The organism is Zophobihabitans entericus, assembly GCF_011745665.1.
Taxonomy (GTDB): Bacteria; Pseudomonadota; Gammaproteobacteria; order Enterobacterales; family Orbaceae; genus Zophobihabitans; species Zophobihabitans entericus.
The window spans coordinates 81,362-99,842 of sequence record NZ_CP050253.1; the positions used below are offsets into that span (position 1 = coordinate 81,362).

Genomic DNA, 18,481 nt, shown 5'->3' on the forward strand with positions numbered 1-18,481 from the left:
AGTAAAAAAACAGAAGTATGACGTGTTCTTTTACTAAATATCTAATTCATACTTTTCTTTTATCAGGAAAAAGGAGTGTTCTATGAAAATGATTAAAGACTTACCAGAGCAGGTTCGTCCCCAGAAACATTATCAGTTTTTAATTAATGGTGAGTGGCGAGACGGCGCAAGCAAAAAAACGTTTGTCAGTAACAACCCGGCAACCGGTGAGCAAATTGCTACATTTGCTGAAGCTGATAAAGCAGATGTGGATTTAGCCGTAGAAAGTGCCTGGAATGCATTTAAAACCTGGAGCAAAACCAGTGTTGCTGAACGCTCTGCACTACTGTTAAAAATCGCTGACAGCCTCGAAGCACAAAAAGAACGCTTTGCTATCTTAGAAACACTCGATTCTGGTAAACCTATTCGTGAAACAAGTTCTGTCGATGTGCCTTTTGCAATTGACCATTTCCGCTATTTTGCTGGTGTCATTCGCGGTAACAGCGGTGAAGCAGATAATATCGATAACGAAACCCTAAGTTTAGTTCTGGATGAGCCAATTGGTGTGGTTGGTCAAATTGTTCCGTGGAACTTTCCACTACTCATGGCTGCATGGAAGCTGGCTCCGGCTATTGCCGCTGGTGACTGTGTGGTCATTAAACCATCTAAAGAAACCTCATTATCTCTGGTTGAACTTGGTAAGATCTTAAATGATATTTTACCTCCGGGTGTTGTAAATATCCTAACTGGCGCAGGTTCAAGAACTGGTGCTGAAATGTTAGCCCATAATGGCTTTAGTAAATTAGCATTTACCGGTTCAACAGAAGTTGGTCTGGAAGTGGCTAAAGCAGCAGCAGAAAAACTGATTCCAGCAACGTTAGAACTTGGTGGTAAATCAGCTAACATCGTATTTGAAGATGCTCAGTTTGATAAAGCACTGGAAGGTGTTTGTCTGGGAATTCTGTTCAATCAGGGACAAGTTTGTTGTGCCGGCTCACGCCTACTGTTACAGCGCTCTATCTATGATAAATTCTTAGCTGAACTGGCGTTTAAATTTGAAAATGTCAAAGTCGGTGACCCGCTTGATCCAAATACACAAATGGGTGCACAAATTGACGATCGTCAGCTAAACAAAATCTTAAGTTATGTGGAAATTGGTAAGCAAGAAGGTGGTAAAGTGATTACCGGTGGTAAACGCTTTGGTGAGCAAGGTTCATTCCTGTGTCCAACCATCATCGCTGGCGTAACCAACAAAAACCGTATTGCTCAGGAAGAGATTTTTGGACCAGTCTTAACCGTTATTCCATTTGATACCGAAGCAGAAGCCTTAGCGATTGCTAATGACTCTGAATATGGTTTAGGTGGTGGTGTCTGGACTCGTGATCTTAACCGTGCACTACGTGTTGCTAAAGGCATTCAAACCGGACGTGTTTGGGTTAATACTTATAACCAAATTCCGGCACATTCACCATTTGGTGGATACAAAAAATCAGGTATCGGTCGTGAAACTCATAAATCGATCCTTGAAGCATATACTCAGAAGAAAAATATCTATATTAGTCTGTCTGAGAAGAAACTCGGTTTTTACTAAGCGTTACTCCTGTCGTACAAACATTTGCCCGGTGACCTCTACACCGGGCCTTTTTTATTTCTCTTTTTATCTTAATTAAATATCACGCCTAATTGTCTTTTTTATCGATAAACTACATTAGCATTAATTAATCTGATTCAATTTTACAGACAGTAAACAATTTTCCGTTAATGTAGCTAAGATGTTTATAATAAACATTCTCCTCCATTCCCTGAGGTTTCTCGGTCACCTGATAGATCACTTCTTTAAACTCCTGCTGCATATAATCAGAACTATTTAAGATGTTATCTATTCGTTGTAAGGAAGAAAGAAGATAATCTTTTTGTCCAAAGACACTAATTAGACTATTTATTCGGCTTTTACACGAACTTAAACTCCGGATCAAATGTCCGATATCCGTACTCTCTGAACGAGGATGGCCAAGAATTTCAAGCACTTCTTTTTCTGTCATCCCTTCCTGAATGAGATCTACTCTGGGAGATATTTCTGTCTTAGGTGCATTATCACAGCCAGACAGCATCAGGCAGATTATGAATAATGATAATTTTATTTTACTAAACATGGTAAACCTTAAATCCAGAGAATAAATTGCCTATATCATATAACAACTTTATCCATTCGATTAATAGCTATGACCACTTTTTTAAGTCTTATTACTCATCGTTATCCTAATAGCAATAAACCATAATCAGAGATATAACATAAGTCTATTATTGCGGCATCTTTCTCAATATTTTTGCCTGTCCGGTAAAAACTGCGTACAATCAAGGCTGAAATTTTATTACTGATAACACAAAAATTTACTATGCATAAATCTATTCTGGCAGCGTTAATTACTGCTATTTTGTCCGCGGTTTTGGTTTGGTTCTCAGCCTATTTAGGTCTTCCTTTCTGGATGTGTTTACTTGGCGGAGCGGCATCTTTTGCTATCCCTAAATCAGGACTCGCTGGTTTACTGACGACATTACTGACCACATTACTTGGTGTTTTATTCGGCGTATTATTACTCAAAGGTACCCCGTTACTGCCACATTTTGCATATCAGAGAGAAATCCTCATCGGTCTGCTGGTGTTTATTTTGTATCTGAGTACACGCGCTGGTTTACTTGCCTTTTTCACCGGTTCAGTCATTGGTTTTGCTGTACTTGTTGCCTCACAAGGTAACTGGATGATTGTCTGTCAGGCGCTGGTGATTGGCGTATTATTTGGTTTTATCGCCAAATCCCTCAATCAGCTTGTGGCTGGCGAGAACATAAAATAATTGGCTAAATAGAGGAAAATCTGGTTAATTCTATGCTTATTGCTCACGTTGCGTTACCTGTTCCACTGCACAGTTTATTTGATTATCAGATTTCTGATGATCTGATATCCCGTGCTCGAGCAGGAATGCGCGTCAAAGTTCCTTTTGGAGCAAGGCATATGATTGGAATGATAGTCTCTATTGACGATAAAACCCAGTTCAAACCAGAACAATTAAAATCAGTCACCGATCTGCTTGATGATAAACCCATTTTTACTGCAAAACTGTGGCAACTATTACAATGGGCAGCAGGTTATTATCACTATCCACTGGGTGAAGTTCTGTTTCATGCTTTGCCAATTCTATTAAGACAAGGTCGCCCGGCCAGCCGTGCACCGATAACTCACTGGCAATTGACTGAACTGGGCAAAAGTACTGAACTTGCGTCACTTAAACGATCAGTAAAACAGCAGCAGTTATTACAGGCATTTTTACAGAATAATTTAGAGCCTAAAGAGCATGATTCAACAACGTTCAATGCACTGAAAAAGAAACAGCTGATCGAACAGGTCAGCACAACTCTGGAAGTTACTGACTGGCGCCCTGATTTTTCAGTTAATCCAACCCGTATCATATTAAATAACCAGCAGAAAAAAGCCATTGATCGTATTAATCAGGAAGCTCAATTTACGACCTGGCTGCTGGAAGGCGTCACTGGTTCGGGTAAAACAGAAGTCTATTTGACCGTACTGGAAAACGTGTTAGCTCAAGGTAAACAAGCTTTAGTACTGGTCCCAGAAATTGGCCTGACTCCACAGACGATTGCGCGTTTTAAACAACGTTTTAACGCACCAATTGATATTTTACACTCTGGTCTTAATGATTCAGAACGCCTCAACGTTTGGCTGCGCAGTCAGCAAGGCGAAAATGCTATCGTGATCGGTACCCGCTCAGCACTGTTCACCCCTTTTGCTGATCTGGGCATGATTATTATCGATGAAGAGCACGATAGTTCTTATAAACAGCAGGAAGGCTGGCGCTATCACGCCAGAGATTTAGCCATTGTGCGGGCTAAGCAGGAAAATATCCCAATTATCTTAGGTTCTGCGACCCCCTCGCTGGAGACTCTAAATAATGCCGAACAAAACAGATATCAATTGTTAGAACTGACGGAACGAGCCGGTGATGCACAACTGGCCAGACAACATATTTTAGATATTAAAGGATTATCACTCACCGCGGGTCTTTCCCAGCCTTTGATTCAACAAATCCGCCAGCATTTAGATCAAAATAATCAGGTGATGCTGTTTTTAAATCGTCGTGGTTTTTCTCCGCTACTTGTTTGTCATGATTGTGGCTGGATCGCAGAATGTCCACGTTGCGACCGACCTTATACTTATCACCAAAAGCAGCAACGCTTAGTTTGTCATCACTGCGATAGTGCACGGCAGGTTCCACCACAATGCCCCAAATGTGGTTCAACACATTTAGTTTCTGTTGGTTTTGGTACGGAACAGCTGGAACAACAGCTACAGCAGCTATTTCCAACTATTCCGGTGAGTCGTATCGATCGGGATTCAACCAGTAAAAAAGGTGCTTTGGAAGGCTACCTTAACGCAATCCAGCAGGGCGGTGCACATTTACTGGTTGGTACGCAAATTCTGGCTAAAGGTCACCATTTTCCAAATGTAACACTGGTGGGAATTGTTGATGTTGATGGCGCGCTATTTTCAACCGACTTCCGCGCCACTGAGCGATTTGCCCAGATTTATACTCAGGTATCAGGGCGTGCCGGACGAGAGAAGAAAGCAGGAGAAGTGATTTTACAAACCTATCATCCTGATCATCCGCTGCTGACGACTTTACTCAAGCAGGGCTACAATGCCTTTGCCAAACAGACTCTACAAGAGCGTCAGCTCACCTGTTTACCGCCATTTAGTTATCAAATGCTGATTCGGGCTGCAGATAAAAATAACCGCCGGGCACCTGAGTTCTTACAAAAAATCTATGACTGGTTAAAAGCTAACACTTCTGATAGCAATCTCTGGCTGATAGGGCCAATGCCCGCCCCCCAACCAAGAAAAGCCAGTTACTACCGCTGGCAATTACTGCTACAGCATCAAAACCGTCGTGCTTTACAGCTGATGATGGAACAACTGATTGGGCAGATTGAATTCTGGCCTGAAGCCAAAGGTATGCGCTGGAGTATTGATGTCGATCCGATTGAAAGTTACTAAATCACCGATAATTTTTGCGAGATAGTTCGATAAATTCACTTTTTCTGCATTACAACCTATCCCTTTATGATTAATCTTGTCGCCATTTTTCATGACTCTTTTCTTTCATAACAGGATTAATGATGACCAAGCCAACAATGCGGGATGTAGCAAAACATGCCAATGTTTCAGTCGCCACTGTTTCACGCGTGATAAATCTGCCACACCTGACATCAGACAGAGCTCAGCTCAAAGTCCATCAGGTGATTGAAGAACTGGGATATGACACCACGCAATTACTTAAACCTAAAGCGCCAAAATATCATCATAAAAAGATTTTAGTGATCGATAACCAGCTATTCTCTAATAGCCAAATCAATAAAGGTCTGGAAAGTAGTGCTAAAGCTGCCGGCTATAAACTGCTCTATCTGCGCTTTTTATATTTTACCGATTATGAAACTCAGCAAATCATTCATTACACTCTTAATCATAAGGTGGATGGCATTATCTTTATCAATGATTCTCCTTATCTGCACGAATTACAAAAACTCATTACCGTTTTGCCACCTATTGTAGTTCTGAATTATTTTTCCCTCGACTATTCCTGCCTCTACTTTGATCATTTGACTATTGCTTTTAAAGCGACAGAATATCTGTTGCAACAAGGGCACAATCGTATCGCTTGTTTGATTCCATCGCGGGAAAAACAAAGTAATATCTATATTCAGCAGGGTTACACGCAGGCTCTAAATCGTCTTGGACACAGTTTTAACATCGACTATTTTATTGAGGGCTGCTGCACTTTTGAAAGTGGCAGGCTGGCAGTAAAAACCCTGATGAAAAGTCGCCAGCCACCTACTGCTCTTATCTGTTTTGATAGCACTAATCTTAATTATTTAGATGAAGACTGTTTTATAGAGGCCTCATCCAGCCAACCCTCCTCAGAACAAAGTCTGCTTAAAGGCGTACTCTATCAGATCAAAAAGCTGGGTCTGGTAATACCCGGGCATCTGTCAATTATGCATACCACTCATCTGCAACAACATGAAGATTTTACTGAACCACTACTCACACATATCCATAAACCGTTGTATAAAATGGGGGAAGAGGGATTTGCACTGTTACTGACTAAATTAAAATCCTACTCTGTGGCAAATACCTCAAAATTGATTCCAACAGAACTTGTCATCAGGCATTCTGTTCTGGATAAAACTGTGTAAAAATGAGCGTTGTTTTCTATTCGCATTTTTGCCATATTTATTGCATACTATACAACTAATTTGTAAGTCAATTAGGTATATGTCATGGAACTACTCTGCCCTGCTGGTTCATTACCAGCGCTAAAAACTGCAATCGATAATGGAGCTGATGCAGTTTATATTGGTCTTAAGGATGACACCAACGCGCGTCACTTTGCAGGACTTAACTTTACCGATCAAAAACTGGAAGAAGCCTCTTCTTACGTTCACAGTCATGGTAAAAAACTACATATTGCAATTAATACCTTTGCTCACCCGGATAAATTTACCCGCTGGCAACACGCGGTTGACGTAGCTGCTGATATTGGTGCCGATGCTTTAATCATTGCTGATCTGGCAATGCTGGAATACGCTGCCGAGCGCTACCCGCATATTGAAAGACACGTTTCAGTACAAGCATCAGCCACCAACGAAGAAGCAATTAAATTTTATCATCGTAACTTTAATGTCGATCGTATCGTGTTACCACGTGTATTATCTATGCATCAGGTTAAACAGTTGTCACGCGTAACACCTGTTCCGCTTGAAGTATTTGCCTTTGGTAGCTTGTGTATTATGGCTGAAGGTCGTTGCTATTTATCTTCTTACCTGACCGGTGAATCACCAAACACTGTAGGTGCTTGCTCACCCGCTAAGTTTGTACGCTGGCAGGAGACTGAAAAAGGTCTGGAATCACGTTTAAATAACGTCTTAATCGATTGTCATAAAAAAGGGGAAAACGCCGGTTATCCGACGTTATGTAAAGGCCGCTACTTTGTTGATAATACGCTGTATCATCCAATTGAAGAGCCAACCAGTCTAAATACTTTAGAGCTGTTACCTGAACTGTTTGCTGCCAATATTGCTTCAGTCAAAATTGAGGGACGCCAACGCAGCCCGGCTTATGTCTCTCAAATTACTAAAGTATGGCGTGAAGCTATCGATCGTTATAAAGCAAATCCAGATAACTTTGCACCACAAAAACAGTGGATGGATACGCTTGATTCTATCTCTGAAGGGACGCAAACCACACTAGGTGCCTACCACCGTAAGTGGCAGTAATTTAACAATAATGTATTGCAGGTAATTAATTATGAAATACGCCTTAGGCCCTGTTCTGTATTATTGGCCTAAAACAGAAACTGAAAGTTTTTATCACGCAGCAAAAGAAAGTGAAGCGGATATCATCTATTTAGGTGAAACTGTTTGTACCAAACGTCGAGAGATGAAAGTACCGGACTGGCTGGACTTAGCAAAAGCGCTTTCCTCTTCCGGTAAACAAATCGTCATTTCAACACTAGCACTGCTGGAAGCTCCGTCAGAAATGAATGAGCTACGCCAGTATGTCAATAATGGCGATTTTTTAGTTGAAGCTAACGACCTGGCCGCAGTTAATCTGGCACAGGAATATCATTTACCTTTTGTGGCAGGACCTGCCCTCAACTGCTATAACGCTCATACGCTGAAAATCTTGTTAAAACAAGGAATGACACGCTGGTGTATGCCCGTTGAACTGTCCCGAGACTGGTTACAAAATGTGGTAACTCAGCTTGATGAGCTGCAACTGCGCAATAAGTTTGAGATTGAAGTCTTTAGCTATGGTTATTTACCGCTTGCTTACTCTGCTCGTTGTTTTACTGCACGTTCTGAAGATAAGCCAAAAGATAAATGTGAAACCTGTTGTATCAAGTATCCGCAAGGGCGCGAAGTGTTCTCACAAGAGCAACAAAAAGTCTTTGTGCTAAATGGTATTCAGACACAAAGTGGTTATTGCTATAACCTTGGCAATAATTTGGTCGATATGCATGGTCTGGTTGATGTGGTACGACTTTCCCCAAATGATGTTGGTACTTTAGATATTCTGAGCCAGTTTAAACGTAATGAACATGGCAATTCACCAATTACTGTTGAATCTGCCAGAGATTGTAATGGCTACTGGAACGGTATCGCAGGACTGGATTTAAGATGAAAATCTTTGAGCCGGTTGGTTTTCGGCAGGCATTCCCTGCTTTACAGCAACCAACCGTCTATCTGGACTCAGCCTCTACAGCACTCAAGCCTCAAACTATGATTGAGGCTATTACCGCTTATTATGCAACCAATACCGCGACAGCTTATCGTAGTCTTCACCCGCAGGCACAAGAAACGACACGTGCTTTAGAGCAGGCTCGCCTTCAGGTGGCAGATCTATTACACGCAAGCAGCTTTCAGCAGATTGTCTGGACCAAAGGTGTCACTGAATCATTAAATCTCATCGCTCAAAGCTATGCCAGAAGCACCCTGCAAGCCGGAGATGAGATTATTGTCAGTGAGCTTGAACATCATAGTAATCTGATTCCGTGGCTAATTGTGGCGCAGCAAACTGGCGCTAAAGTCATTAAATGGCAGGTAGATTCAACAGGTTCATTGAGTTTACATGATTATCAACAATGCCTAAGTACGAAGACTAAAATCGTGGCGATTAGCCAGATGTCTAATGTAACCGGTTATGCTGTTGATATAGAGAAAGTGATTAAACTTGCCCATAAGCACAGTGCGGTTGTCGTTGTTGATGCGGCACAAGGTATTGTACATCACCCCTTGAATGTGACTGAACTGGATATCGATTTTTACGCCTTTTCTGCCCATAAGTTATATGGTCCGACCGGACTTGGGGTTCTATACGCCAAAACTGAATTGCTTGCTCAAATGCCCGTCTGGCACGGTGGTGGAAAAATGTTAAAAACCGCCAGCTTTGCTGGATTTGAAGCACTACCAGCACCGCAAAAATTTGAAGCAGGTACACCGGATATTGCTGGAATTATCGGTTTTAATGCGGTACTTGATTGGTATCAGACCATCGACTGGCAACAAGCTGAACAATATACTTGTCATCTGGCTGAGCTAGCTGAACAGCGTTTATCGCAAATGAGTGGATTTACCAGCTACCGGGCAAAGCAAAGCACTATTTTATCTTTTACAATTAAAGATATTCATCACAGTGATTTAGCCCTACTGCTGGCAGAACAACATATTGCTATCAGAACAGGCGAACTCTGTGCCCAGCCTTTGATAAAAGCTCTGGGGGTTTCTGGTGTGATCCGGGCTTCTTTCATGCCATACAATAATGCAAGCGATGTCGAGCTGTTTGTCACAGCCCTGCAAAATGCGTTAGTTATTCTGACTGAAGACTAAGGAAATAATGTATGTTAACTGAGTCTGAACTCATCGCTCTGTTTGTGACACAAACTAACTGGCAGGATCGTTATCGTCTGATTATTCAACAAGCGAAGCAATTACCTGACTTAGCACCCGAGCAAAAAACAGATGAGTTATTAGTCTCAGGTTGTGAAAATAAAGTATGGATTGGAGCAAATAAACATAATGATAATACTCTCACCTTTTTTGGAGATAGCGACGGGCGCATTGTGAAAGGTTTGCTGGCGATTTTAATAACTTTGGTAAATGGTAAGACTACTGAACAGATTCAGAACTTAGATATTGAACACTATTTTGAACAGTTACATATCAAAAAAGAATTAAGCCAATCTAAACAGATTGGCTTACAGAGTTTAATCAAAAGAATCAAAGAGTTATCTATTAATTAACCCTTTGATTTTATTGAATTTATTCTTCAATATAAGTAAATGCAGTTACGACTAATTTAACACCGGCAACTTTACTGGCAACTTCCGCAGCGGTACGCGCTTCATCACGAGTCACAATACCCATCAGGAACACTTCACTATTTTCAGTCACTACTTTAATGTTACGGGCTTTAGTTTCGCTATTAGCAACAAGCTGAGTTTTTACTTTAGTAGTAATCCAGGCATCATTGGTCAGCGTGCCTGCACCAATCTTTTCACCTAAGCGAATTTGGTTATAAACCTGTACAACACCATCTGTTTCTGACGTCAGATCGGCTGCACGTTGAATTTGTGTCTCGTCCGCTGCCTGACCCGTTAACAGTACTGAACCGTTATAAGATGTCGCTACGATGCGTGCGTTTTGGAATTCACTTTCGTGATCTTTTAATTTAATACCCACACGTGAATCTAAAGTAGTATCATCAACTTGTGTACCAACTGTACGAGGATCCGAGGCAGTTTTTGCTGTCACTCCAGCAGCAGTCCCGATTGCGACCGCCACACACCCTTGCAATAACAGTGCACCCGATAAAATCATTGCAATATAAGCAAATCTTTTCATAATTATCCCTCTATTAATTATCTAACTACTCTTTATACATAAAGAGTGAATGCTCAATCAATTGGCATAAACAGTCTAAAACCAGTGTATGCATCTCTTGAATTCTTACTTTTTTGTAGGACGGGATACGAATCTCAATATCGTGTTGCCCAAGTAAACCTACAATCTCACCACCATCACAACCTGTTAATGCGATGATCGCCATATCTTTAATGACTGATTCTTGCACTGCCCGGATAATGCTAGAATTGACGCCTTCACTGGAGATAACCAGTAAAATATCCCCGGACTGGCCCAAAGCCTGTATCTGCTTGGCATAGATCTCATCATGTTGTCCACCATTAGCAATAGCACTGAGTACAACGGCATCTGAAACCAGAGAAATCGCTGGCATACTGGGTCTTTCTATCTCAACGCCATTGATCAGTTTAGACGTGAAATTCTGTGCATTAGCAGCAGAAGCACCATTACCACAAGATAAGATTTTATTACCATTTAATAGTGCCTGTACCAATTTTTGAGCGGATACTTCAATGGTTTCACTTAACGCTTCTGCAGTGACTATCTGTGTCTGAATACTTTCTGTAAAATAACTTTTAATTAAATCTTGCACAACCTATTACCTGTAAAATTAAGCCCCGAACACGTGCGTAATCCATTGTTTTTCCTGTCCTGTGATAGCAAAAATATCAAAGCGATACTCTTCAGTTTCCGGATTAAGCCCCTGACGTTGTAACCATAACATTGCCGAGGTAATCAACCGTTGTTGCTTACTACTATTTACAGTCGCTGCCGCACTACCAAAATGACTGTTACGTCTGAAACGCACCTCCACAAATACCCAACACAAACCATCCTGCATAATCAGATCGATTTCACCACCTTTGAAATAGCAATTCTGATCGATAAAAATCAGCCCGTGATGTTGTAAAAAATCACGAGCGATAATTTCAAAGCGGGTACCGATCTGTCGCTTATTTAGCGAACGGGTACCACTGTTCCGCGTCGGTATTGTTGCCAAATTAATTCCCGGGTCACATCACAGCGTTCAACGACAGACAACTTGCCGGTCATTCCTTCTAAGAAGTCTGCTTTATAAGGTTTCAACTCATCATAACGATTAGCCAGACGCCATGCATCAATACCCATCGCATAGAGACGTACTAATGAATAATCATTCTTAATATAACTTGGTAAAGTCTCCAGCATATCTGCCTGATTAACAATAAGTGGAATTTCACTAAATTGTACGCGATCCATTTCGTTACTGAAATCACCACCACTGTTCACACTATGGCTACGTGAACTACTATAAATTGGCGGCGTCGGCTTTTCTTTCATCTCTGCTTCAGGTTCTTCTTCGATCCCTTCTGTATTACCTTCTGCTATCGCCTGAGCAAGTTGTGCGGCACGCTCCGCTTGAGCTTTTTCGCGCTCTTTTTCACGTTCAGATTTCATGTCCAACATCGGTTTAATCAGTGTTAACTCATCAGCTGTGGCAAAAACATAAATGGAATCAATCTCAGGAACGATATCTTCTGCTGGTTCTGTAGAATCAACGACTGTTGAAGTATCCGGTTGCGCCTGCAAAATCAGTCCAGCCAGAGGGTCTTGCTCCATTGGATCGTGTGGTAGTTGTGATCTGTCAATGATCAGTTCACCATTCACTTCCAGACCAACACCTTTATTCATTGTACGACTTAGCTGATCAGCTGATGCAAAATATTGTACATAAGCATTAGCTTCACCTTTAAGTTCAAGCCATTGCTGAGCAAAAGCATTCGCTACGCGACGTCCAAGATCACCTTGTGGTGCAATAACCAGCGGCATCTGTTTACGTTGACTAAAAATATGGCGAGCAGCATCGCGCGCTTCATCTTCTGGTGATAGCGCAAAATAACAAACATTTGCAGCTGTTACAGAACCTGTTTCTGCCGCATCAGTACGATTTAAGGCAAGAACAGGAACATTAATGGCTAATGCTTCCATGGCTGACACGTTATTTTTAAGTAAAGGACCAACAATTAAGTTAGCACCTTGTTGCTGAGCTTGCACCGCAAGGTCGGCAATAGGTGCTGCCGTTGTATCATAAACATTGATATTCTGATTTTGTTCGGATGGATAAAACTTACTGGCATCCATATACCCTAACCTGATAGTTTCACCAAACACTTTAGAAGAACCACTTAGTGGTAAAAATAATGCGACAGTCAGGTGATTATCAGTTTCTGGCAAACGACGTGCCTCACCATAGATATTGCGCGGCAAATAAATAGCAGCAGGATTACTTGAATACTGAATTTGCCAGCCATGTATCGCATTTTTTAAGTTCAGAAAATGTTCTTGTTCTTCTGGTGTATTAAACTCACCAGTATAAGCACCACCGCTATTACGATAAGTATAAAGTAAGTCAATCCAACCTTGTAAAGTGACTTCATTAACATAGACGATGACTTTATTAACTTGAGCATCGCTTAAGCTAGTTAAAAAATCCCATGTTTCATTGATCGTTTGATGGCGCTGCTGTTCTGTCCCTAATTGTTCAAGAGTGATGTAATCACGAAGCTGTGCACCCGTATCACCCTTTTGTCCACTAACACCAATACGAATATGGTAGTAGCGTATTTTTTGTGCTTCAGAGAGGTCATCTACATTTAGCTGAGCAATATCAAATGAAGTACGTTGCTTAACCGCTAATTCACCAAGATTTAACAACTGTTCTTTTTTCTGCTCACCGCTTAAATTGTCAGGCAGCTGAGATAAGATATTTTTAGCTTGTGATAATTTATTCTCGCTAATTAAAGAACGAGCAGCCAGAAGATTCCAGTTAACTTGTTCTTTGCCAGATGAATTCTGTGCTAAGGAAAGATAATAAGCAGAACCCTTGGTCGCATCATAATCCAGCGGTTTACTCGCTGTCGTGATACAACCAGCCAGTAGTATCACCATACCAAGAGTAAGCACCGCCTTAGTCCAATAGGCAGTCTGCTTTGATAAATAACTATTGAATGAACTTATCATATTTTTCTCATCATTTTGATGGCAGATCATCTACCACAACATAAATTTTGTGCCATTATAACCTGAATTATTTGATATACATCGTATTATCAAACATCTCATCACACATAATGCTCATTTTACACGTCATCTCTGGTGAGATCTATGCTAAATTATTCAGGGACTTTCGTTCCCCAGATACATCTGACATGAACTGTTACTTCTTCCCGGTCATGATAAAGCTGTTTTGCCTGAATCAGAGCATTCACTCCATTTTCTTTGAGCTGTTCATCTAAAAAAGTCAGATTTTGTTTCACTTCTTCATAACGTTTTTTCATTGGCAGTTTCAGGTTAAATATCGCCTCACGACACCAGCCATTAACCAACCATTTAACCATCAGCTCAGTGATTCGAGCTGGTTTTTCTACCATATCGCATACCAGCCAGGTGATATTATTGCGTTTAGGCTCAAACTTAAAGCCATCTTCACGATAATGTTTAACCTGTCCGGTATCCATCAGCTTTTGGTCCATCATTCCGTTATCAACCGCCTGCACCATCATACTGCGCTGTACTAACTGATAAGTCCAGCCACCCGGGCAGGCTCCAAGATCTACAGCATGCATGCCACCAACTAAGCGCTCATCCCACTCTTCATACGGAATAAAGATATGAAACGCTTCTTCTAGCTTAAGCGTCGAGCGACTTGGTGCATCAGACGGAAATTTTAAGCGCGGAATTCCCATATGAAATGGAGAATTATTATTACTGAGGGAATATCCAACATAACAGCAACCACTGGCAATAAAAAAGACATGAATCACCGGACGGGATGCATTCTCTGTCCGTAATAAAATGCGTTTATCCCGCAATACTTGCCTCAATGGCACAGTAAATTTTCGGCAAAAAGCTGCTAACTCTTTACCTTCATTAGTATCAGGCACTTCGACTCTTAAAGTTCCTGCTTTTTGAATCACACCCTCAAGTACCGTGACAATTGGCGTAATCCGATCTTCAGTTGGCAAATGTTGTAATAAATCACCAGCAGCAAAAAACTGGCGAGCAAAAATCAAAGAGCCAAAAGGGATCTTAGCAATGAGCTTTTCTGCCTCACCTTCCTGATAGCACTCAAAGGAGACATAACCGCTATTTTCTTTAGCCTTAGCAAATCCATAGACTTCAAGCTGTGATGCTTTATCGGTAATTTCTGCTGCACACTCTTTCTCAAAACCAGAGCGGCAATAGAGGATAACTTTATTTAATTTTTGCATGATATCTTTCTGCGTAGTCATAACGTGTCTGGCAGACATATCAGCCAGATTTAAAATTTGTCTTAGTGTAGTCGATATCAGCTATCGGATCACGCAATTGTCACATTTTAGGTAAAATATTCGCCAGAAATTAAAGGATTCATTCAGTTAAATAATAAAAAAAGCCAGCATATAAAAATATGCTGGCAACCTTGGATGGTTAGGGAAAATTTAAAATAATAAAATCAAACTATAATGTTTATCTCTGTATAAACTTATAAAATACACACAGCACCAAATGCACCTGTAGTACCACTGTATTTACTAAGCGTAGATGATCCACTAGCACTATATCCCCAGATTGTTGTCCCATCAGCTTTAAGTAATTCACCAGTCCATTGCCCCGTTCTCATCTCTGATAATGGATAAGCGGTAAGAAATGTACCGCCTTGCCCCCATTCGCTGGACAAATTCACTGATTTGGGATTAGCCGCACTGGCATCACGATACGGTGGAATATTACTAAATGCTGCGGCAGGGTTCCCGCTTCCAGCTGGATACAAGGAATTATCAGCATAAGATGCCTGCACAAACTCAGATCTTAGAGGTAACCGCCCACCTTTAGCTGTACAATATGCGGCTGCCTCAGAAAAATATGCTCGATTATTTGTATTATTCGTAAAATAGGTCGGATCAAATACATCTGCATTATGGAACCACAATCTGACTGTTGAAGTATGCACCACTTCTGAAGCTGGATTAGCTTTAGAATAGGCAATATATTTAACAGTTGCCGGCCAGCTGCCTTTAGTTGGTTTCTTCATAAAGGTAAAATTACCATTCGCGTCCACTTCAATCTCTTTTGATTGTGTTCCCGCACCAGAGGTATCAGCAACGTTAATACCATTAATTTCAACCCGATAGTGATAGTCTGTCTGTGTACCACTTGCCATCACCATCTGAAACTTAGCGCCATGGAAAGCAGTTGTCGGAAACGTGGTTTTATCACGAATAAAGCCTTTGTTCGTGGTAAAGACTGCGCTATTGTAACCACCCGCTGAAGAACCATCCGTTAATGTTGTTACAGCAGACACATTCATCTGCGCAGGTTTAAGGTAACAAGAGTAGTCTCCTGTCATAGAAACAAGATAAGTCACACTTCGGTAAGCATAATCACTCGTCAGTGGATCACCATAAGCCGAATTCACCACAACACGAGTGGTTGCATCTCCCGCAGAAAGTTGTAGGCGATAAGGTGCTGCACAAATATTCATATTGTCATCTAAGCTGGTAATCACATTACCACTAGCATCAGTCCATTTACCAACTAGTGCGCCACTAATTGAAGCAATCGTGTCACCGTCAACATCCTTCCCCCACGTTAAGGGAATCGTTTGTACGGTATTATCAGGTGTCAAATTTACCATAAAATCACTAAATTTAGTCCCGATAGGAACATCAATATAAGTTGGTTTTGTCAACGTTGTATAAACTGTTCCATCTGGCGTAGTGATATTGAGCATATCAACCAGTGTTGCTTCTGCATCATTAAGCCAGAGTTTAGGCCCATTACCTTGAATAGTTGAAGCGGTGGTTGCTGATATCAAAGCCTGTGTAGGTAAAGATATACCAAACCCGGTTAATAAGGAGAAAATACACGTTAAAGAACGCATATTAAAAATATGATTATAATAACCTTTACTCTTTATTAAAAAAGCGTTGTTTTTGTTCATCCCATTCCCTTTATTCTTTTATATACTGCTTTATTTTTATAATTAATTATTTGGCTGATTCTTGGTATTATATTTACACTCTCTCGCATGTATAAACGAAAAAGTACCTAACAGAATTTATTCACCCAATATATTTTCGCTACATTTTTAAACAATCCAATAAGGCAACATTAACAAAAAATTCGGGTATATAAAGCAAGTTGCTTGATATTATTCATGATTCCTAAATAAATAAAAAATCGTTTATATCGATCAATCCGCCAACTTATCATAAATTAAATCTATCAAAAAATAAACAATCGATCGCCAATACTGATCAAAAAGATAAAAAACCGATGAAAAAGTGCAAAAAACTTGTTCATCTATAGATGCAATAAAATTAATCAATATCATAACCAGAGCGCTTCAAATCGGTGTAATTCATTCCCACCAAAGAATTATGACCCAAAATTAATCCTCAAATTGAATAACATTTATTCTTGTATTTTCCTATTTATTACTGGTCTCTACCCCCACAAATGATTACAATAGACCACGCTAAAATCACGGAATTAAAACCGTTTTCATTTTAACAATTACAATTAGAGTCACTGATGAGCAAGAAACTATATATCAAAACCTGGGGCTGCCAGATGAATGAATACGATTCATCAAAAATGTCAGACCTCCTGCAATCAACCCACGGATATGACCTGACAGAAGACGACGAAGAAGCAGATATTTTATTACTCAATACCTGTTCAATTCGAGAGAAAGCTCAGGAGAAAGTCTTCCACCAACTTGGTCGCTGGCGTAAATTAAAAAAGAAAAACCCAAACATTATTATTGGCGTCGGTGGTTGTGTTGCCTCTCAGGAAGGGGATCAGATTCGTAAACGTGCACCATTTGTGAACATTGTCTTTGGGCCGCAAACCTTCCACCGTTTACCTGAAATGATTAATCAGGTGCAGGGAACAAAAAGCCATGTTGTAGACGTGAGTTTTCCTGAGATTGAAAAATTTGACCGTTTACCAGAACCTCACTCATCAGGACCAACCGCCTTTGTTTCCATCATGGAAGGCTGTAATAAATATTGTACTTACTGCGTGGTGCCTTATACACGTGGTGAAGAAGTTAGTCGTCCATGTGATGATGTACTATTTGAAATTGCTCAGCTTGCCGCACAAGGTGTACGTGAAGTGAACCTGCTGGGTCAAAACGTGAATGCTTATCGTGGCGCCACATTTGACGATGGTATTTGTACTTTTGCTGAATTACTGCGTTTAGTAGCAACTATTGATGGTATTGACCGTATCCGCTTTACAACCAGTCATCCTATTGAGTTTACCGATGATATTATTGAAGTCTATAAAGATACGCCTGAACTGGTCAGCTATCTGCATTTACCAGTACAAAGTGGTTCTGACCGTATTTTGACTATGATGAAACGCTCACATACGGCACTGGAATATAAATCGATTATTCGTAAATTACATAAAGCTCGCCCTGGTATTCAAATCAGTTCTGACTTTATTGTTGGCTTCCCGGGGGAAACTCAGGAAGACTTCGAGCAAACGATGAAGTTAATCGCTGATGTCAACTTTGACCTTAGTTATAGCTTTATCTATTCAGCTCGTCCGGGTACACCTGCTGCCGATATGGAAGATAACGTCACAGAAGAAGAGAAAAAACAGCGTTTGTATATTTTACAAGATCGCATCAACCAACAAGCATTACAGTTTAGCCGTCAAATGCTGGGTACGGTACAACGTATTCTGGTAGAAGGGACATCAAAGAAAGACTTGATGGAACTGACCGGACGTACTGAAAGTAACCGGGTTGTCAACTTTGCCGGTACGCCAGATATGATCGGTAAATTTGTCGATCTGGAAATTACTGACGTCTACACTAACTCTTTACGCGGTAAAGTGATTAGAACGGAAGATGAAATGGGATTACGCCTGCATGAATCCCCGGAATCGGTCATCGCCAGAACACGTAAAGAAAATGAGTTAGGCGTAGGTATCTACCGCCCTTAATCACAACAACATTGCTTCCTGATTTTTT

16 protein-coding genes are annotated in these 18,481 nt (G+C 40.8%); 9 read left to right on the forward strand and 7 right to left on the reverse strand.

The window, feature by feature from the left end; all coding sequences use genetic code 11:
- Window positions 1–82: 82 nt before the first annotated feature.
- Window positions 83–1,570, forward strand: coding sequence for an aldehyde dehydrogenase family protein (locus tag IPMB12_RS00365; protein WP_166913845.1), 1,488 nt, complete (start codon window positions 83–85; stop codon window positions 1,568–1,570).
- Window positions 1,571–1,697: 127 nt separating this feature from the next.
- Here the strand turns inward: IPMB12_RS00365 and IPMB12_RS00370 are convergent, their stop codons facing one another.
- Window positions 1,698–2,132: a hypothetical protein gene (locus IPMB12_RS00370; RefSeq protein ID WP_166913847.1), complete on the reverse strand. Its 435-nt coding sequence runs from the start codon at window positions 2,130–2,132 to the stop codon at window positions 1,698–1,700.
- A 243-nt stretch (window positions 2,133–2,375) separates the two neighbouring features.
- On the opposite strand from IPMB12_RS00370, the gene IPMB12_RS00375 reads away from it, so the two are divergent.
- From IPMB12_RS00375 to csdE, 7 genes are all read left to right on the forward strand, one after another.
- Window positions 2,376–2,831 (forward strand): DUF1097 family protein, encoded by a 456-nt coding sequence (locus tag IPMB12_RS00375; protein ID WP_166913849.1) that lies wholly within the window; start codon window positions 2,376–2,378, stop codon window positions 2,829–2,831.
- Window positions 2,832–2,863: 32 nt separating this feature from the next.
- Window positions 2,864–5,047 (forward strand): primosomal protein N', encoded by a 2,184-nt coding sequence (gene priA / locus IPMB12_RS00380; RefSeq protein ID WP_166913851.1) that lies wholly within the window; start codon window positions 2,864–2,866, stop codon window positions 5,045–5,047.
- A 122-nt stretch (window positions 5,048–5,169) separates the two neighbouring features.
- Window positions 5,170–6,246 (forward strand): LacI family DNA-binding transcriptional regulator, encoded by a 1,077-nt coding sequence (locus tag IPMB12_RS00385; protein ID WP_166913853.1) that lies wholly within the window; start codon window positions 5,170–5,172, stop codon window positions 6,244–6,246.
- An 84-nt stretch (window positions 6,247–6,330) separates the two neighbouring features.
- The gene (gene ubiU / locus IPMB12_RS00390; RefSeq protein WP_166913855.1) at window positions 6,331–7,326 is read left to right on the forward strand and encodes a ubiquinone anaerobic biosynthesis protein UbiU; all 996 of its coding nucleotides are present in this window, start codon (window positions 6,331–6,333) and stop codon (window positions 7,324–7,326) included.
- Window positions 7,327–7,357: 31 nt separating this feature from the next.
- On the forward strand, window positions 7,358–8,233 hold the full coding sequence (locus IPMB12_RS00395; RefSeq protein ID WP_166913858.1) for a U32 family peptidase: 876 nt from the start codon (window positions 7,358–7,360) through the stop codon (window positions 8,231–8,233).
- On the forward strand, window positions 8,230–9,438 hold the full coding sequence (gene csdA / locus IPMB12_RS00400) for a cysteine desulfurase CsdA (RefSeq protein ID WP_166913860.1): 1,209 nt from the start codon (window positions 8,230–8,232) through the stop codon (window positions 9,436–9,438). Before IPMB12_RS00395 ends, csdA begins: the two co-directional genes overlap by 4 nt.
- 11 nt (window positions 9,439–9,449) lie before the next feature.
- Window positions 9,450–9,851 carry a cysteine desulfurase sulfur acceptor subunit CsdE gene (csdE, locus tag IPMB12_RS00405; protein ID WP_166913861.1) on the forward strand — a complete coding sequence of 134 codons (402 nt, stop codon included), beginning with the start codon at window positions 9,450–9,452 and terminating at the stop codon, window positions 9,849–9,851.
- A gap of 19 nt (window positions 9,852–9,870) precedes the next feature.
- On the opposite strand, the gene dolP is transcribed toward csdE, so the two are convergent.
- The 6 genes from dolP to IPMB12_RS00435 all read right to left on the reverse strand — a co-directional run bounded on the left by dolP (window position 9,871) and on the right by IPMB12_RS00435 (window position 16,435).
- Complete coding sequence (gene dolP / locus IPMB12_RS00410) at window positions 9,871–10,452, reverse strand: division/outer membrane stress-associated lipid-binding lipoprotein (protein WP_166913863.1); 582 nt, start codon at window positions 10,450–10,452, stop codon at window positions 9,871–9,873.
- A 25-nt stretch (window positions 10,453–10,477) separates the two neighbouring features.
- A complete protein-coding gene (locus tag IPMB12_RS00415; protein WP_166913865.1) occupies window positions 10,478–11,065 on the reverse strand; it encodes an SIS domain-containing protein in 588 nt (195 codons plus the stop codon).
- A gap of 18 nt (window positions 11,066–11,083) precedes the next feature.
- The gene (locus IPMB12_RS00420; RefSeq protein WP_208293513.1) at window positions 11,084–11,473 is read right to left on the reverse strand and encodes a YraN family protein; all 390 of its coding nucleotides are present in this window, start codon (window positions 11,471–11,473) and stop codon (window positions 11,084–11,086) included.
- Window positions 11,431–13,473: a penicillin-binding protein activator gene (locus tag IPMB12_RS00425; RefSeq protein WP_166913867.1), complete on the reverse strand. Its 2,043-nt coding sequence runs from the start codon at window positions 13,471–13,473 to the stop codon at window positions 11,431–11,433. Before IPMB12_RS00425 ends, IPMB12_RS00420 begins: the two co-directional genes overlap by 43 nt.
- A 152-nt stretch (window positions 13,474–13,625) precedes the next feature.
- Window positions 13,626–14,723 (reverse strand): 23S rRNA (cytidine(2498)-2'-O)-methyltransferase RlmM, encoded by a 1,098-nt coding sequence (gene rlmM / locus IPMB12_RS00430; RefSeq protein ID WP_166913869.1) that lies wholly within the window; start codon window positions 14,721–14,723, stop codon window positions 13,626–13,628.
- A 254-nt stretch (window positions 14,724–14,977) separates the two neighbouring features.
- Window positions 14,978–16,435, reverse strand: a complete 1,458-nt coding sequence (locus IPMB12_RS00435; protein ID WP_166913871.1) for a hypothetical protein — start codon at window positions 16,433–16,435, stop codon at window positions 14,978–14,980.
- Window positions 16,436–17,028: 593 nt separating this feature from the next.
- On the opposite strand from IPMB12_RS00435, the gene miaB reads away from it, so the two are divergent.
- A complete protein-coding gene (gene miaB / locus IPMB12_RS00440; RefSeq protein WP_166913873.1) occupies window positions 17,029–18,453 on the forward strand; it encodes a tRNA (N6-isopentenyl adenosine(37)-C2)-methylthiotransferase MiaB in 1,425 nt (474 codons plus the stop codon).
- The last annotated feature ends 28 nt before the right edge of the window (window positions 18,454–18,481 follow it).

What these genes read in the sequence shown, in the direction of transcription:
- IPMB12_RS00365 (WP_166913845.1), top strand. Translation starts at nt 83, where the DNA reads ATGAAAATGATTAAAGACTTACCAGAGCAGGTTCGTCCCCAGAAACAT.
- IPMB12_RS00370 (WP_166913847.1), bottom strand. Translation starts at nt 2,132, where the DNA reads ATGTTTAGTAAAATAAAATTATCATTATTCATAATCTGCCTGATGCTG.
- IPMB12_RS00375 (WP_166913849.1), top strand. Translation starts at nt 2,376, where the DNA reads ATGCATAAATCTATTCTGGCAGCGTTAATTACTGCTATTTTGTCCGCG.
- priA (WP_166913851.1), top strand. Translation starts at nt 2,864, where the DNA reads ATGCTTATTGCTCACGTTGCGTTACCTGTTCCACTGCACAGTTTATTT.
- IPMB12_RS00385 (WP_166913853.1), top strand. Translation starts at nt 5,170, where the DNA reads ATGACCAAGCCAACAATGCGGGATGTAGCAAAACATGCCAATGTTTCA.
- ubiU (WP_166913855.1), top strand. Translation starts at nt 6,331, where the DNA reads ATGGAACTACTCTGCCCTGCTGGTTCATTACCAGCGCTAAAAACTGCA.
- IPMB12_RS00395 (WP_166913858.1), top strand. Translation starts at nt 7,358, where the DNA reads ATGAAATACGCCTTAGGCCCTGTTCTGTATTATTGGCCTAAAACAGAA.
- csdA (WP_166913860.1), top strand. Translation starts at nt 8,230, where the DNA reads ATGAAAATCTTTGAGCCGGTTGGTTTTCGGCAGGCATTCCCTGCTTTA.
- csdE (WP_166913861.1), top strand. Translation starts at nt 9,450, where the DNA reads ATGTTAACTGAGTCTGAACTCATCGCTCTGTTTGTGACACAAACTAAC.
- dolP (WP_166913863.1), bottom strand. Translation starts at nt 10,452, where the DNA reads ATGAAAAGATTTGCTTATATTGCAATGATTTTATCGGGTGCACTGTTA.
- IPMB12_RS00425 (WP_166913867.1), bottom strand. Translation starts at nt 13,473, where the DNA reads ATGATAAGTTCATTCAATAGTTATTTATCAAAGCAGACTGCCTATTGG.
- rlmM (WP_166913869.1), bottom strand. Translation starts at nt 14,723, where the DNA reads ATGCAAAAATTAAATAAAGTTATCCTCTATTGCCGCTCTGGTTTTGAG.
- IPMB12_RS00435 (WP_166913871.1), bottom strand. Translation starts at nt 16,435, where the DNA reads ATGAACAAAAACAACGCTTTTTTAATAAAGAGTAAAGGTTATTATAAT.
- miaB (WP_166913873.1), top strand. Translation starts at nt 17,029, where the DNA reads ATGAGCAAGAAACTATATATCAAAACCTGGGGCTGCCAGATGAATGAA.